Here is a 17,142-nt window from a genome sequence, read left to right on the forward strand (position 1 = left end):
CATGAAAAATCCAATAGTATCTGTTCAGTGGCTCAAGGAACATCTTGAAGATGCAGACTTAATTATACTAGATGCCTCTCAAAAAGCAAATCAAAACAAAGACGAGTCTCCATTTGAAGATCTTCAAATAAAAGGTGCGCGTATTTTTGATATTAAAAATGATTTCAGCGATACTGCAAATTCATTACCCAATACCGTTCCTACTGCTGATACTTTTGCAAAAGCGGCTCAAAAACTAGGCATTAACAAAGACAGTAAAATAGTCGTTTATGACAGCGTAGGCATATACACGAGTCCCAGAGCGTGGTGGTTATTCACGCTTATGGGGCATGAAAATGTTTGGGTTCTCGATGGTGGTCTTCCCGCTTACGCGAAAGAGAATCTGCCGCTCGAAAAACCCGAAAAAAGAACATATCAAAGTGGCGATTTCGAATCAAAACTGAAACCCGAAATGGTAAAAACCACAGAGCAAATTCTAGCTAATATCGAATCAAAAGAAGCGGTCTTGATAGATGCACGTTCTAGTGATCGTTTCTTAGGCGAAACCAAAGAACCAAGAGCCGGATTACGCAGCGGACATATTCCTGGTTCAATTAATATTCCGTACTCCGATTTATTAAGTGATGGAAAATTTCTATCCAAAGAAGAATTGACTAAAATACTACCGCAACAAAACAGCGCTTTATACTTTAGTTGTGGCTCTGGAGTAACGGCTTGTATTGATTTGATCGCCTATGAACTTATTGGAGATACGAACCCAAAAGCGGTTTATGATGGCTCATGGACTGAATGGGGACAAAACCAAAGCTTACCAATCGAATAATAAAATCAAACGATGAACGAAGAATATAAACTAGACAACCCCGTTTGGTATTCCTTGGCGGAAAGCCATAAAAACTTAGCATTTAATTACAATACAACCCGTTTTTATAATCCCGACTATTGTGCTTTTGGTGCGTTTAATGAACTCTCTAATAATGAAGATGATTTATTGGCTTACGCCAAATTAGTTCCTTCTTTTTTTATATTTGGTGCAAAACCAAACCTACCTAAATCACTACAGTTTAAAGACGAATTGTTGTGTTTACAAATGATTGTTAGTGATAAAATCAACTTGACTTATACTGACGAAATTGTAAAATTGGACGAAAGTCATAGACCAGCACTTTTGGCATTAGTAAAAATCGTTTACCCAGAATATTTCAAATCCAAAACAGCTGATTTAGGTAATTATTACGGTATTTTTAAAAACAACCAACTCGTAGCCATAACCGGGGAACGCATGCAAATGGATAATTTCATAGAAGTGAGTGCTGTTATTACACATCCAGAACACACAGGAAAGGGCTATGCAAAACAACTTGTGGCGCACGCTGTCAATGCTATTTTGGAGCAAAACAAAATTCCTTTCTTACACGTTGCAGAAGCTAATATCGGTGCCGTAAAATTATATGAAAAATTAGGTTTCACAACTCGAATAAAAATGAGCATCTGGCAAATTGCACAAGAAAGCTAGACCGGAATTACAACACTATTTTTAAAATTCTCTAATCATTGTTCTTTTTCTAAATTCGGCACTGTTAAAAAGTACTAAATATTAAATACTTTGAAGTTATGATAAACATAAAAACCTTCCTTTTCCCTTTCTTGTTGATTGTTCTGTTTCTATCCGCCTGCTCTTCGAAGCACATTCCTACCCGCGAACAAGACTATACTTATACTATAGATGACCAAGCATTGTATGATGAAATCATCAGTATGGACAGTACTTTTTTTCGAGCCTACAACAACTGCGACATGGATGCGCAGACTGCAATATATGCGGATAGTCTAGAATTTTATCATGATAAAGGAGGATTGATGACTTCAAAGCAAGAGCTTCTAGACGCTACCAAAAGAAATATCTGTGGTAAAGTAACCAGAGAATTAGTCACAGGAAGTATTGAAGTATACCCAATCAAAGATTATGGCGCAGTAGAAATAGGATTACATAAATTCCACAACAATCAAGAGCCATCTGGAACACCGTCAAACGCCAGTAAATTTATAATAATGTGGCAGTACAAAAATGCCAAGTGGCACATTACAAAAGTGATTAGCCTGCATTAACATCACAAAATAGCTACCGTCATAAAAGTAGCTATTTTGTTTTATTACGTCGCCTTACTTTTTTTACACAAACTCATCAGTTCCCCAAACTAAACAATATATAGTTTGACTGCTGTCATGAATTCTTTTTCATTAATGCTTTGGGGTAAAACACTTTCTTTAGTATCTAGAGCATATGCTTTAAGTTGACAGCACTACTCTCTATGCGCCAATTCATATTCATGACACATTTCTGCACATTTACGACAGGCTTCAGCACATTTTTCACAATGCTCCATTTTCAGGTGCTTTTCGCATTCAGAGGCGCATCTTTCACACATCACTAAACATGTTTTTAAAAAGATATCTATATTCTCTGATTTTCTATCCAATACTTGCGCTGTCAAACGACATAAATCAGCACAGTCCTGATCATGCATCATACATGCACTCATATCCATTTCCTTTTCTAATTGGCATGCATCATAACAATGTGTACATTGTGCAGCACAAAATTGCAATACCTCAATCATTTTTTGCTTTTCCATTGTAATCAGACTTTAGATTTATATAGTTATTTCTATTTTATACTCCAAATGCGAATGCTTCCAACACTTGATTTCCAACCAGTTTAATGTGAAGCATATGTTTTTTTAAATCAATTTCAGCAGCGTAATAAGTGTAGACATCCTATTTTATCAGTGACAATCACTTTGATAATATCAGCTAGAAAGCTGTAATCCTTATCAAAGCTTTGATTCCAGATTAATAATTATTTAAGTAAGCGTAAAAAATCTATGCCGCATATAATCAAACCTAAAGTAAATTTACGATAAATTTTAATTTAAAATACTAATTGTTAACACATTAACATTTCTATAATTGAAGCTTTAATTATATAAATAATACCCTTTAATAGAAGCAAGTATTATAATGTTTAATATATTTTACAATCAAAGGGAAGTATGTACTTGTTAACCGATTCGGAGCCCATTTTCAATTTTGAAGTCGGGCGCCAACAGAATCACATCTCCTTCTTCTCCGACTGCGCCAAGCACGAGGCATTCGCTCATGAACTTGCCAATTTGCTTTTTTGGAAAATTAATTACGGCAACGATCTGACGGTGGAGTAAATCGGCCTTAGAATAGCGTTTGGTAATTTGTGCCGAAGTTTTCTTGACTCCAATAGTTTCTCCAAAATCGATTGTGAGTTGGAATGCCGGTTTTCTAGCCTCCGGAAAATCATTAACTTCCACGATGGTGCCCACGTACATTGCCACTCTTTCAAATTCTTGCCACGTTAAATTATTCTCCATCTTAAATTATAGTTTTATTCCAATGCGTTATAAAAACTAAAAATAATCATTTAAGACTAAAAGCAAACCTTTTTCCTTAACTTTAAACCTGTAATCTAAAACAAGAATAATCAATGTCACGAACTCCATCAAATATGGCCGCTCTGGGAACGAAAGCTCCCGAATTTTATCTGAAAGACATGACATCCGGAACAGAGTCGTTTTCTTTTGCCGATTTAAAAGGGGAAAAAGGAACCTTAGTACTATTCATATGCAATCACTGTCCGTTTGTCCTTCATGTAATTGAAGAGGTCGTTATGATTGCTAATGACTATCGCGTTCAAGGACTTGGGGTTATTGCAATTTCGAGTAATGATGTAGTGAATTATCCGCAGGATGCGCCAGAACTCATGACGGAATTTGCTTTTGAAAATAATTTTGAATTTCCTTATTTGTATGATGAAACACAGGAAGTAGCTAAAGCCTACCATGCCGCCTGCACTCCTGACTTCTTTTTATATGACAGCCAGGACAAATTAGTCTATCGCGGACAACTGGATGACAGCAGACCCGGAAACGGAATTCCCTTAAGCGGTAGCGATTTGCGCGGGGCTATTGACAGCGTTGTGTACAACCGTGCGCTGAATCCCGAACAGAAACCGAGCATTGGATGTAATATTAAGTGGAAATAAGACTGAAGGTTAGAGGGAAGTGGAAAATTAAAAATGTCTATTAAACCAAAAATCCCATCTCGTTTTACACGAGATGGGATTTTGAATTATATAAGCTGATCACTGAAAAACTGATCACTAAATACTAAAATTTATTTAACGTCCATTAATTCTACGTCAAAGATCAAAGTAGCATTTGGTGGAATTGCTCCTCCAGCACCACGAGATCCATAACCTAAATGAGATGGAATCACGAAACGTGCTTTATCACCTACACGCAATAAAGCAATACCTTCGTCCCATCCTTCAATCACATTTCCTTGTCCTAATGGAAATTCAATTGGTTTCTTTCTTGGGTATGAACTATCAAAAACTTTTCCATCAGGAAGTTGTCCAGTATAATGCACCGAAACTGTTTTACCATTTTCTGCTTTTTTACCTTCTCCTTTTTGGATGAATTGGTAACGTAAACCACTTTCAGTTTTTTCAAACCCAGCAGCCAGTTTTTCCATTGCAGCTTCAGCATCTGCTTTCAAAGCAATATCACGTTTGTTACGTGCTCCCTTGAAAGTAATAAAAGATTCAATAGCATTCCATTTCTCAGCTTCTTCTCCTACTCTTACGATTTCAACACTTTCCAAAGCATCACCTTGAGCAATAGCGTCAACAACATCCTGTCCTTCTACTACATGTCCAAAAACAGTATGCTTGCCGTCTAACCAAGAAGTAGGAACGTGTGTAATGTAAAATTGAGAACCATTTGATCCAGGACCTGAATTAGCCATAGCTAATATTCCCGGTTTGTCATGTTTTAAACTTGGGTGAAATTCATCATCAAATTTATATCCAGGGTCACCAGTTCCAGTTCCTTGTGGACATCCACCTTGAACCATAAAATCAGGAATTACTCTATGGAATTTCAATCCGTTATAAAATTTTGTTCCTTGTGGCTTTACTTTATTTTCTAAGTTTCCTTCAGCTAATCCTACGAAGTTACCAACAGTTCCTGGTGTTAATTCGTGCTCTAATTTTACTAAAACCGACCCCTTTGCAGTGTTGAATTTAGCATATATTCCATTTTCCATTGTTGTATAATTTTTATTGAAGTGCAAATTTACGAATTAATTTTTTATTCATTGATGCTTTCTAATGCTTTCCGTTTTGATTTATAGGTATACGCGTACACTGACAACGCTAATGCTGATAATAACAAACAACCTAAGCTTACCGCATGCCAGCCACCAAATTGCCATAAAAACAATCCAAAGGCCGAACCTGCTGCTGTTCCTAAAAAGCTAAAAGACATAAATACGGTATTCATACGGTTTCTTGCTTCCGGCATTATCGAATAAACACGGGTCTGATTTGAGATATGTACCCCTTGTAAACCAATATCTATAAATATAATTCCGAAAATGATTCCGATGACACTTGTACCTGAGAAATAAAAAATCATAAAGCTCAAGGTGATCAGCATACAACCGTAACCTACCGCAACTCTGGAACTTCCCTTATCTCCTAGCTTCCCAACCAAAGGAGCTGCCAAAGCTCCCGAAGCCCCGACGATTCCGAATAAACCAATAGTTGCACTATTAAAATTAAACGGTTCTGCCGAGAGTAATAAAACCATCGTGGTCCAGAAAGCCCCAAATTGAGCAAAACTAAATACATTAATCAAAGTAGCCTCTCGTAATAAAGGTTGTTCTTTAATTAAAGTAAAAAGCGAACCAATCAGTTGCCCGTATGAACCATTAAAAACAGGTTTATTATAAGGAAATTGTTTTTTTATGATAAAAAACAATAGCAAACACAATCCTGAGGCAATCCAAAACATGGCGCGCCATCCTAGAACCTCACCTATAAAACCACTCAATGTTCGCGATAATAATATTCCTACTAATAGTCCGCTCATGATTGTCCCTACTACTTTACCTCGTTCTTCGGGAGCGCTTAATGACGCCGCGAGCGGCAAAATAAGCTGCGGAACGATAGATGTGATTCCGATTAAAAGCGAGGCAATTTCTAAAATAAAATAACTTTGTGCTGTAGCAGCAATAATTAAAGCAATTACAGAAGCAAAAGTGGTATATAAAATTTGTGTTTTACGTTCTAATTTATCTCCTAGCGGAACCATAAAAAACAAGCCAATAGCATAGCCAGCTTGAGTAAGATAAGTTATTGTTCCTGCATCAGCATGAGGAATTTTAAATTCGTCTGCTATTAAAACTATTAAGGGTTGGCAATAATATAAATTCGCTACTATAAGTCCCGTAGCCGCTGCCATAAACAAGACATTTTTCTTTGATAAATTCATCGCGCAAAATTACGTTGTGTATTTAGATTATTGTTCTAAACAAAAGATAATTTTAACATAAAAAAACTACTTTTATTAATTAAAATACCCCCAGAAGATTTTCACTTTTGAGGGTAGTAAATAAAACTTTGACCTAATTATACCGGAGGGATTTGAACAAAATTATAAATTTGTTTGGTATTATTTCTGAATCGCATCAAGTGCTGCCAAAATATCATCAGCTTCAGCTCTATTTCTATATTCAGCATCTAAAAACGTGTACACAATTTTTCCTTGTTGATCAATTACATAAGTAGCTGCTAAAGGCAACTCATCTGATTCGTCTCCGTTATAACCATGTAAATCAAATCCTTTTTGGTACGAAGCGGCTACATCATCAGTCAATTTAAAAACGATACCATATTCCTTCGCTACTTTGTTCCCCACATCACTCAATACTTCAAATTGTAATTCGTGCTTTTCTACCGTAGACATTGATTTGTCAGGTAACTCAGGCGTTAAAGCCAATAAATTAGCTCCTTTTAACTGAATGTTTGGCAATTGCTCTTGCAAATAATGCAAAGTCATATTGCAATAAGGACACCACCCGCCACGATACCAAGTTAAAACAACTGGTCCTTTTTTAAGATAATCACTTAATTGCACTTCTTTTCCTATAGCGTTTGTAAGGCTAAAGTTAGGCGCCATATCATGATTTTTCTTAGCGTTTATAACCACATTTTGACGTGTTACATCAGCAATTCCTTCAGCGTATATTTCTTTAATTTGTTCTGGCGCTTTTGCTTCCCATACGTTTCTTGCATTATCTAAAGTTGCTTGTAGACCGTTTGTTATATTTTCTGTACTCATAATATATTATTTTATTAATTAGGATAAATTTACTCTCATCCGTACTATTCTTATTTTGCAATTTTACTTTACTTATTATTTCTCTAGAAAATCAGCGAGAGGCTGAATAAATTTGTCAAAACTTTCAATATGTGGCATGTGCCCAATATTAGGTATCTCAACAAGTTTTGAATTTGGTATTTTCTTTTGTGTTTCTTTCCCTAGAACGGAGTATAACCCCATTGTTTTTCTAACCTCTTCACTTACCAATGGCTTTCCTAAAGCAGTTCTATCTCTAGTTCCGATAATTAAAAGTGTTGGCGCTTTTATGTTTTGGAATTCATAAACAACAGGCTGTGTAAAAATCATATCATAAGTTAGAGCTGAATTCCAAGCTATTTTTTTAAAATCAGAATTTAAAGTCCAACCAGCCAAAAGATTGACCCATTGGTCATATTCTGGTTTCCATTTACCATCATAATAACTATCTAACTGGTATTTTTTGACTCCAGCATAACTCTGTTTCAATTCATTTTGATACCACCAATCTACATTTTGATATGGCACTTTAAGTTTCCAATCTTCTAAACCTATTGGGTTTTCAAGAATTAATTTCTCTGTAACTTCAGGATATAGTAGTGCAAAACGAGTGGCAACCATTCCCCCCATGGAATGTCCTAAAACAGCTGTTTTTTCAATCCCGAGTGTATCTAAAATTTGTTTTGTGTTTTGTGCCAGTTGTTGAAAAGTATATTGAAAGTGATCTGGTTTTGTTGATTTCCCAAAACCTATTTGGTCTGGTACGATTACTCGGAATCCCTTTTTAGTTAAAGCAGCAATAGTTGTTTGCCAATAGGCTCCGTTAAAGTTTTTTCCGTGAAGCAAAACAATATTTTTTCCGTTATAATTGTCTGGCTTCACATCCATATACTCCATTTTGAGTTCTTGTTGCTGCACATTTAATGTGATAAAATGCACTGGATAAGGATATTCATAATTACTTAAATTAATATCTAACCATTTTAACTGCTCTTGTTGTGCAAAGGAAAATAGAGTTATAAAAAATAGTGGAAGAATAAATTTGAATTTCATTTTTGGCCTTTTATACGTTTATTTTGATGAAATGTAAATTTAGACATAAAGATTTTTGTATGAAAAATATTAAGGAAACTTTATAATTTGGAAACAAAACATAATCCGAATTAGATGTGCTAGCCCAGATGGAAACGGCATCCTATTGTGCAGGTGTTCGGCACAATAGATAGAGTGGACAGCTGGAAATTGCTCCAGAAAATGATTCAAAAAAAATAAAAAAAATGGCATCCGTTACGAATGCCATTTTGATTGGTAAATTAAAATACGATTATTTATCTGAAAGCCCTGCGTTTCTTAAATAAGGTTCGATTTCCATATCGTGTCCTATGAATTCTTTGAAAGCTTTATTTAGATCTACACTATTCCCTACTGATAAAATGTATTTTCTAAAACGTTCACTATTTTCTCTTGTTAAACCACCGTTAGCTTTCATCCAGTCAAAAGCATTATAATCTAGCGTTTTAGACCAAGTATAAGCGTAATATCCAGCAGAATACCCTCCACTCCAAATATGAGCAAAATAAGGCGTATGGTATCTTGTAGGCACTTCGTTTACTAACAATCCGTATTTTTGAAGCGCTTCGTTTTCAAAAACTAAAGTAGGTTTAAAATCAGCTTCGTTCTCTACACTATGCCAATTCATGTCTAATGTAGATGCCGCCAAAAGCTCGGTAACATCATATCCTTTATTAAAGGTTTCTGCTTTTTTAATCTTGTCAATTAACTCTTGAGGAATCACCTCTTTAGTCTCATAATGTAGTGCATAATTTCTTAAAACCTCCGGGTCTAAAGCAGCGTGTTCATTAATTTGAGAAGGGAATTCTACAAAATCACGTGGTACAGACGTTCCAGAAAGGCTGCTGTAGTTTTGATTAGCAAATAGCCCGTGTAATGTATGTCCGAACTCATGGAACATTGTGATTACATTATCAAAACTAATTAAAGAAGGGGTTCCGCTTACTGGTTTTGCAAAATTATAAACGTTAACAATTACTGGTTTTTGTTTTAAATAATGAGATTGACTTACAAAGCTATTCATCCAAGCACCTCCATTTTTATTATCTCTTGTATAGAAATCTAAATAATATATTGCCATTGATTTTCCATCATTATCGAAAACTTCGTAAGCCATAACATCCGGGTGATATACAGGCAAATCTTTACGTTGCTTAAAGGTAATTCCATACATTTTTTGGGCTGCAAAAAACACTCCTTTTTCTAGTACCGTTGTCAACTCAAAGTATGGTTTTACTTGACTTTCGTCCAAATCATATTTGGCTTTACGTACTTGCTCCGAATAAAAATTCCAATCCCAAGGTTCTAATTTAAAACCACCCTTTTGTGCATCAATTAAATCCTGAATTTCTTTTGCTTCTACTTTTGCTTTAGCAACCGCTGGGCCAGCAATTTTCGCTAACAAATCCATAGCTCTTGCTGGTGTTTCAGCCATTTGATCTTGCAGCTTCCACTCGGCAAAATTCTTTTTCCCCATCAAGTTGGCTTTTTGCAAACGCAGTTTTGCCATTTTTTCTAACACCTCGCGAGTATCACCATCGTCATTCTTTTCAGCACGCGTCCAAGACGATTTGAATATTTTTTCCCTAGTTGCTCTATTGGTAAGGCTTTGCAAAACCGGTTGTTGGGTTGTATTCGATAATCCTAATAAATATTGTCCGTCATGACCTGCCTCGGTTGCTTTAGCTTTTGCGGCAGCAATTTCATTAGCACTCAAACCATCTAAATCCTTAACGTTATCAAACAAAACGGCACCATTTTTACGGGCAATCAATAATTTCGTTCCGAAAAGCGTACCTAAACTAGCTAGCTCTTCATTAATTTTTTTCATTTTGACTTTATCGGCATCCGATAAATTAGCACCAGCTAATTCAAATTTCTGCAAATAATACTGAGTCAGTTTTTTATCTTCTCCTTTTAAAACTGCTAGATCCAGTGCTTTGAATCGCTTGTACAACTTGCTATTTAAATATATTTTATCATTATGTCCCGAAAAAATAGGCGCATATTCGGCTTGTAAAGCTTGCAAAGTTGGGTTAGTATTAGAACCCGTTAAGTTATAAAAAACACTCATTGCTCTTTTTAAATCAACTCCCGAAGTTTCTAAGGCTAGTACTGAATTTTGAAAACTAGGTTTAGCAGGACTATCTGCGATTGCCATTATTTCTTTATCATGAACTCCTAAACCATACTCGAAAGCGGGTTTAAAATCCGCGTCTTTAATTAAATTAAAAGGGGGAGCTTGATACTGCAGCGTACTTCTTTGTAAAAGAGGATTTGTCATTTTAACCGAATTATTTTGTGCTTGAATCGTGTTTGTTTGCAATGAAGCCGCAAAAACAACTATTGCGCTTGCCAGATTAATTTTTGAAAAAAATTGCATATTTTAAGATTTATTAATTTCTAGCCATAAAAGTAGTTAAAAAAAACAGTTACTAAAACGATCTCATAACTATTGTTGGTCGTTGTTGAAATACACTATAATAGCCCAGATAGAAGTGAAAATCCTTTTCCTTATTTTCTTTAAAAAGGAAAAGATTGTAATGGATAGCTGGATTAGCTCCTGAAAAAAAACTTTGTACCTTTGCACCTTCAAACTTAGATATAAAATCATGCGCATTGATATTGTTACCGTTTTACCTGAATTGCTAAGAAGTCCATTTGAGGCTTCCATTATGAAACGTGCTATTGACAAAGGATTAGTAGAGGTTCATTTTCATAATTTACGGGACTACACAACCAACAGACAAAAAAGTGTTGATGATTACCCTTATGGTGGTGGTGCTGGAATGGTAATGACAGTGCAGCCGATTGACGCCTGCATTACGCATTTGAAAAGCGAAAGAACCTACGACGAGATTATTTATATGTCGCCTGACGGAGAAACGCTAAATCAAAAAATGGCAAACACCATGTCCATGTATGAGAATATCATCATCTTGTGTGGCCATTATAAAGGAGTAGATCAGCGTGTGCGTGACCATTTTATCACTAAAGAAATCTCTATAGGTGATTATGTTTTATCAGGAGGAGAATTAGGTGCATTAGTATTATCAGATGCTTTAATCCGATTGATTCCGGGTGTTTTGAGTGATGAAACCTCAGCATTGACAGATAGTTTTCAAGACGGCTTATTGTCCGGACCTATATATACCAGACCCGCGGACTATAATGGATGGAAAGTTCCTGAAGTATTAACCAGCGGTAATTTTGCCAAAATTGACAAATGGCGTGAAGATATGGCCTACGAACATACTAAAACGAGACGTCCGGATTTGTTAGAAGAGTAGTTTTTTTGTCTAAAGTTCAAGGTTTAAAGTTGTTTTATCAGAACGATTCAACTTTAGACTAAAAAAAACTTTAAACTTTAAACTTTTTTAAGTACTTTTGCGACCACTTTAGACTAACCTCTGGCGAGATCCGCGTATGTTGCTCTGATTCACAACCATAATTAAAATTATCATGGCAGATTTAATGAAATTCGTTAAAGACGAATTAGTAGTAAGAAAAGATTTTCCTGTATTCGGAGCTGGTGATACTATCACTGTGTACTACGAAATTAAAGAGGGTGAAAAAACTAGAACTCAGTTTTTCAAAGGAGTTGTTATCCAAAGAAGAGGATCTGCTAACACAGAAACTTTTACTATTCGTAAAATGTCAGGTGCTGTAGGTGTTGAGCGTATCTTCCCTGTGAACTTGCCAGCTTTACAAAAAGTTGAAATCAACAAAAAAGGTGCAGTTCGTAGAGCTAGAATTTTCTACTTCAGAGAACTTACTGGTAAAAAAGCAAAAATTAAAGACAAAAGAAGATAGTCAAATATCTCTTTATCATAAAAGTCCCAACACTGTTGGGACTTTTTTTATGCCTTTTTTTTAAATCTTAAACACTGTTGCAATCCATAATAAAAATAACATTTTCAGACGAACACGTGAGTTATCTGAAAAATCATATATTTCTGTGTCAAACCGAGTCAATTTTCAGTCTGATTTTCTTATATTTGCTTCGCTTAATTTTAAGCAGACCATACATTTGACATCCTACTTAACAAAGGATACGATTATAAAAATAAAAAAATGACACAAAAATCAAAGATTGTTTACACATTAACTGATGAGGCGCCTTTATTGGCAACTTATTCTTTTTTACCAATTGTACAAGCATTTACTGCAACAGCAGGTATTGAAATGGAAACAAAAGACATTTCACTAGCCGCTAGAATTTTATCTAACTTCCCTGAGTTTTTAAATGAAGATCAAAAAGTAGAAGATTCTTTATCTGAACTTGGAAAACTAGCTACTTCAGCTGAAGCAAACATCATTAAATTACCAAATATTTCTGCATCTGTACCTCAGTTAAAAGAGGCTATTGCTGAATTACAAAAACATGGTTATAAAATACCAAATTTCCCTGAAGACCCTAAAACCGAAGCAGATAAGGAAATTAAAACCAAATATTCAAAAGTATTAGGTTCTGCAGTAAACCCAGTTTTGCGTGAAGGAAACTCTGATCGTAGAGCTCCTAAAGCGGTTAAAAACTTCGCAAAAGCACATCCTCACTCCATGGGAGCTTGGTCTGCTGATTCAAAAACAAAAGTAGAAGCTATGAAAAGTGGTGATTTTTACGGAAGTGAACAATCGCTAACTACTACTGAAGCTACTGACGTAAAAATTGAATTCGTAGCAAAAGATGGTACGGCTACCGTATTAAAAGCAAGTACTCCACTTAAGGCGGGCGAAATAATCGATAGCTCAGTGATGAACTTAAAAGCTTTAAAAAGCTTTGTAGCTAACGCAATTGCAGAAGCTAAAAAAGAAAACGTTTTGCTTTCTGTACACTTGAAAGCAACAATGATGAAAATTTCAGATCCAATCATTTTTGCTGCTATTGTCGAAGTTTTCTTTGCAACCGTATTCGAAAAATATAAAACTTTATTTACTCAATTAAACATTGACACCAGAAATGGATTAGGTGATGTTTATGCAAAAATTGCAGGTCAGCCTCAACAAGCTGAAGTAGAAGCTGCCATTACTCAAGCAATTGAAAATGGTCCTGGTTTAGCTATGGTAAATTCAGATAAAGGAATTACAAACCTTCACGTTCCTTCCGATGTTATTGTAGATGCTTCTATGCCTGCTATGATTCGTACTTCTGGGCAAATGTGGAATGCAGCGGGAAAATTACAAGATACAATCGCTTTGATTCCGGACCGTTGTTATTCTGGTGTTTATGAAGCAACTATTGATTTCTGTAAAAAGAACGGTGCTTTTGACCCAACAACAATGGGAAGTGTACCAAACGTAGGTTTGATGGCACAAAAAGCAGAAGAATACGGATCACATGATAAAACATTCCAAATGACTGCAGACGGCGTTGTACGCGTTACAGATACTAAAGGAAACGTTTTAATGGAACAGCCGGTTGAAGAAAAAGACATCTTCAGAATGTGTCAGGCGAAAGACGCTCCAATTCAGGACTGGGTAAAACTAGCCGTAAACAGAGCTCGCGCTACAAACGTACCTACTATATTTTGGTTAGACGAAAACAGAGCACATGATAGAAAAGTAATCGAAAAAGTAGAAAAATACTTAAAAGATCACGATACAACTGGTTTAGATATCCGTATTTTAAACCCGATTGAAGCAACTATTTTTACTTTAGAAAGAACTAAAGAAGGATTAGATACTATCTCAGTAACTGGAAACGTTTTACGTGATTATTTAACTGATTTATTCCCTATCCTTGAATTAGGAACTTCAGCTAAGATGTTATCGATCGTTCCATTAATGAATGGTGGTGGTTTGTTCGAAACTGGTGCTGGTGGATCTGCTCCAAAACACGTTGAACAATTCACTTCTGAAGGTTATCTACGTTGGGATTCTCTTGGAGAATTCTTAGCTCTTGCCGTTTCATTAGAACATTTAGGTTCTGTTTATAATAATCCAAAAGCATTGGTTTTATCAGAAGCCTTAGATCAAGCTACAGAGAAGTTTTTACAAAACGATAAATCTCCGGCTCGTAGAATTGGACAAATAGACAACCGTGGCTCTCATTTCTATTTGGCAATGTATTGGGCAGAGGCTTTAGCAGCTCAAACCAAAGACAAGGAATTACAAGCTATATTTGCTCCTATTGCAAAAGAACTGGAAGAAGACGAAACAAAAATTAACGCTGAATTAATTGGAGCGCAAGGAAAACCACAAGATATTGGTGGTTATTACCAGCCTAACTCTGAATTAACAAGCAAAGCAATGCGTCCTAGCGCAACATTTAATGCTGTTTTAGCTAAAATTGCTTAATTAATTCACGATACTAACTATACTTTAAAAGGCAACCCGCAACGGTTGTCTTTTTTATTATTAATATTTTTTTAACCTTTGTTTAATCGAATTTCACTTATCGTTACACCAAATTTGCAATTCTAAATATATAGTATGTTCTTCAAGAAAATTATCATCTTAATTGTCGGGGTTTTATTTACGCTCTCCTCCTATTCCCAAGAGAAATTTACACTTAGCGGCGTAATTACAGATATAAAAAATAACGAAACACTTATTGGCGTGAATGTTTACATTCCTGAAATCAAGTCAAGTACTACAACAAATGAATATGGCTTTTATTCGATAACTCTCCCCGCAGCTACTTACACAGTTTTAATTAGCTACATCGGGTTTCAGATTGAATCTCAAAAAATAGAATTATCTGAAAACAAAAAAATGAACTTCAGTCTATCTGAAAGTGGTGAAATACTTAAAGAAGTAATCATTACCGATACTAATCCTCGTAGCGCTATTCGCTCTCCGGAAATGAGCCTCAACAAACTTTCTATTTCTGCCATCAAAAAAATGCCAGTTGTACTTGGAGAAGTCGATGTTCTAAAATCTCTCTTACTACTTCCTGGAGTAACAAACGCAGGCGAAGGAGCTTCTGGATTCAACGTTCGTGGTGGTGGTGCAGATCAAAATCTGATTTTATTGGATGAAGCTACCATATTCAATTCTTCTCATGTTTTCGGTTTTTTCTCTGTTTTCAACCCTGATGCCATCAAAGATTTAAAATTATACAAAGGAGGAATTCCAGCTAATTTTGGAGGTCGAGTTTCTTCTGTTTTAGACATTTACCAAAAAGACGGAAGCAGCAAAGGATTCCATATGAATGGTGGTATAGGATTAATTTCCTCCAGGCTTTTACTGGAAGGGCCATTAGTAAAAGACAAAGGCTCTTTCTTAATAGGAGGTCGAAGTTCTTACGCTCATTTATTTTTAAAACTTTCTGAAGATCAAAAAAACAATTCTGCTTATTTTTATGATTTGAACACCAAAATGAGTTATAAATTGAATCCGAATAACAATTTGTTTTTATCAGGATATTTTGGACGAGACGTCTTTTCATTAAACAAAAGTTTCACCAATATTTATGGTAATTCAATTTTGAATCTAAGATGGAACCACCTTTTCTCAGACAAACTGTTTTCTAACCTGTCCCTTATTTACAGTGACTATTACTATGGATTGGATTTGGACTTCGTTGGATTTAAATGGGATTCTGGCATTAAGAATTACAACATTAAATATGATTTTAAAAATTACATTTCTGATAAATTCAAATTAAACTATGGTGTAAACGCTATCTATTACGATTTTAATCCAGGTACCATACGCCCATCTAATAGCGACTCAGGAATCAATTTCGACCAATTGGATAAAAAATATGCATTCGAACCCTCGATCTATATTAGTGCGGTTCAAGAAGTTTCAAAAAGACTCTCTCTTTCCTACGGACTTCGATACAGCCAATTTTACAGATTAGGATCATCTACAGTGAATATTTATGAAAACGATAGCCCTCTAAATTTCAATACGGATTTACAAATTTACGAAAAGGCAACACCTATAGGAACCAAATTCTACGACAAGAATGAAGTGATTCAAAGTTACAATAATCTGGAACCTAGATTTTCAGCTTCTTATCAGTTAAACGATGCTCAAGCGATAAAAGCGAGCTATAATAGAATGACTCAATATTTACAATTAATATCTAATACATCGTCACCTACTCCACTAGACGTATGGATGCCAAGTGATAATTTTATAAAACCACAAATTGCCGACCAAGTCGCTATTGGTTACTTCAGGAACTTTAAAGACGACAGCTATTCACTGGAGGTAGAAACCTATTACAAAGAGGTCAAAAATAGATTGGATTATATCGATGGTGCTGATATAATTGCAAATAAAGCCATTGAACAAATAATTTTGAACGGCCAGTTAAGATCGTATGGATTAGAAATTATGCTTCGCAAAAACGAAGGGAGATTAAACGGATGGATTTCCTATACTTTATCAAAATCAGAGCAACAAACTCCTGGAAGAACGCCAGAAGAATCAGGTATTAACGGCGGTAACTGGTACAATTCAACTTATGACAAACTACATAACGTAGCGGTCACCGGTTCTTATAATCTAAATGAGAAATGGTCTTTTGGAGCTAACTTTGCTCTTCAAACTGGGCAACCAGTGAGCTATCCAAACGGTCAGTACGAATACCTAGGAATTACGGTTCCAAGTTATGGATTAAGAAATGAAAACCGACTTCCTACCTATCATCACCTTGATATTTCGGCTACTTTGACGCCGAGAAAAAACGAGGGCAGAAACTGGAAAGGAGAATGGGTTTTTAGCATTTACAATCTATATAACAGAAAAAATGCGGCTTCCATTAATTTTAGAAGAAACGACGATACCGGAAATAATGAAGCTATAAAAACTTCTATTTTCGGGATGGTACCCGCAGTTAGTTACAATTTTAAATTTTAAGACTCCAAACGGAAATTAAAAA

At 35.5% G+C, this 17,142-nt stretch carries 15 protein-coding genes; 8 read left to right on the forward strand and 7 right to left on the reverse strand.

Features of this window, described 5'->3' with window-relative positions; genetic code table 11:
• Window position 1 precedes the first annotated feature (1 nt).
• The 3 genes from BLV35_RS12510 (at window position 2) to BLV35_RS12520 (ending at window position 2,109) form a co-directional block, all read left to right on the forward strand.
• Window positions 2-823 carry a sulfurtransferase gene (locus BLV35_RS12510; RefSeq protein ID WP_091090578.1) on the forward strand — a complete coding sequence of 274 codons (822 nt, stop codon included), beginning with the start codon at window positions 2-4 and terminating at the stop codon, window positions 821-823.
• A gap of 12 nt (window positions 824-835) precedes the next feature.
• The gene (locus BLV35_RS12515; protein WP_091090582.1) at window positions 836-1,516 is read left to right on the forward strand and encodes a GNAT family N-acetyltransferase; all 681 of its coding nucleotides are present in this window, start codon (window positions 836-838) and stop codon (window positions 1,514-1,516) included.
• A 98-nt stretch (window positions 1,517-1,614) separates the two neighbouring features.
• The gene (locus BLV35_RS12520) at window positions 1,615-2,109 is read left to right on the forward strand and encodes a nuclear transport factor 2 family protein (protein ID WP_245712055.1); all 495 of its coding nucleotides are present in this window, start codon (window positions 1,615-1,617) and stop codon (window positions 2,107-2,109) included.
• A gap of 194 nt (window positions 2,110-2,303) precedes the next feature.
• Here BLV35_RS12520 and BLV35_RS12525 read toward each other — a convergent pair whose 3' ends face one another.
• Both BLV35_RS12525 and BLV35_RS12530 read right to left on the reverse strand, forming a co-directional pair.
• Window positions 2,304-2,636: a four-helix bundle copper-binding protein gene (locus BLV35_RS12525; protein ID WP_091090585.1), complete on the reverse strand. Its 333-nt coding sequence runs from the start codon at window positions 2,634-2,636 to the stop codon at window positions 2,304-2,306.
• A 426-nt stretch (window positions 2,637-3,062) separates the two neighbouring features.
• Window positions 3,063-3,404: a tRNA-binding protein gene (locus BLV35_RS12530; protein ID WP_091090589.1), complete on the reverse strand. Its 342-nt coding sequence runs from the start codon at window positions 3,402-3,404 to the stop codon at window positions 3,063-3,065.
• 113 nt (window positions 3,405-3,517) lie between these two features.
• Between BLV35_RS12530 and BLV35_RS12535 the strand changes: the two genes are divergently transcribed.
• Complete coding sequence (locus tag BLV35_RS12535) at window positions 3,518-4,075, forward strand: thioredoxin family protein (protein ID WP_091090591.1); 558 nt, start codon at window positions 3,518-3,520, stop codon at window positions 4,073-4,075.
• A 131-nt stretch (window positions 4,076-4,206) separates the two neighbouring features.
• Here the strand turns inward: BLV35_RS12535 and BLV35_RS12540 are convergent, their stop codons facing one another.
• The 5 genes from BLV35_RS12540 to BLV35_RS12560 form a co-directional block, all read right to left on the reverse strand.
• Window positions 4,207-5,139: a peptidylprolyl isomerase gene (locus BLV35_RS12540; RefSeq protein ID WP_091090594.1), complete on the reverse strand. Its 933-nt coding sequence runs from the start codon at window positions 5,137-5,139 to the stop codon at window positions 4,207-4,209.
• Window positions 5,140-5,183: 44 nt separating this feature from the next.
• A complete protein-coding gene (locus BLV35_RS12545) occupies window positions 5,184-6,368 on the reverse strand; it encodes an MFS transporter (RefSeq protein WP_091090599.1) in 1,185 nt (394 codons plus the stop codon).
• Window positions 6,369-6,548: 180 nt separating this feature from the next.
• Window positions 6,549-7,217: a peroxiredoxin-like family protein gene (locus tag BLV35_RS12550; RefSeq protein WP_091090602.1), complete on the reverse strand. Its 669-nt coding sequence runs from the start codon at window positions 7,215-7,217 to the stop codon at window positions 6,549-6,551.
• 75 nt (window positions 7,218-7,292) lie between these two features.
• Window positions 7,293-8,288, reverse strand: coding sequence for an alpha/beta fold hydrolase (locus tag BLV35_RS12555; protein ID WP_091090605.1), 996 nt, complete (start codon window positions 8,286-8,288; stop codon window positions 7,293-7,295).
• Window positions 8,289-8,559: 271 nt separating this feature from the next.
• Window positions 8,560-10,689, reverse strand: coding sequence for a M3 family metallopeptidase (locus tag BLV35_RS12560; RefSeq protein ID WP_091090608.1), 2,130 nt, complete (start codon window positions 10,687-10,689; stop codon window positions 8,560-8,562).
• Between the two features lie 229 nt (window positions 10,690-10,918).
• Between BLV35_RS12560 and trmD the strand changes: the two genes are divergently transcribed.
• The 4 genes from trmD (at window position 10,919) to BLV35_RS12580 (ending at window position 17,120) form a co-directional block, all read left to right on the forward strand.
• The gene (gene trmD, locus BLV35_RS12565) at window positions 10,919-11,596 is read left to right on the forward strand and encodes a tRNA (guanosine(37)-N1)-methyltransferase TrmD (RefSeq protein ID WP_091090612.1); all 678 of its coding nucleotides are present in this window, start codon (window positions 10,919-10,921) and stop codon (window positions 11,594-11,596) included.
• A 172-nt stretch (window positions 11,597-11,768) separates the two neighbouring features.
• Window positions 11,769-12,119 (forward strand): 50S ribosomal protein L19, encoded by a 351-nt coding sequence (rplS, locus tag BLV35_RS12570; protein ID WP_091090614.1) that lies wholly within the window; start codon window positions 11,769-11,771, stop codon window positions 12,117-12,119.
• 261 nt (window positions 12,120-12,380) lie between these two features.
• Window positions 12,381-14,603, forward strand: coding sequence for an NADP-dependent isocitrate dehydrogenase (locus BLV35_RS12575; protein WP_091090618.1), 2,223 nt, complete (start codon window positions 12,381-12,383; stop codon window positions 14,601-14,603).
• A gap of 135 nt (window positions 14,604-14,738) precedes the next feature.
• Complete coding sequence (locus tag BLV35_RS12580; RefSeq protein ID WP_091090622.1) at window positions 14,739-17,120, forward strand: TonB-dependent receptor; 2,382 nt, start codon at window positions 14,739-14,741, stop codon at window positions 17,118-17,120.
• Window positions 17,121-17,142: the final 22 nt, after the last annotated feature.

The sequence above is a fragment of the Flavobacterium gillisiae genome (assembly GCF_900107635.1).
GTDB lineage: Bacteria > Bacteroidota > Bacteroidia > Flavobacteriales > Flavobacteriaceae > Flavobacterium > Flavobacterium gillisiae.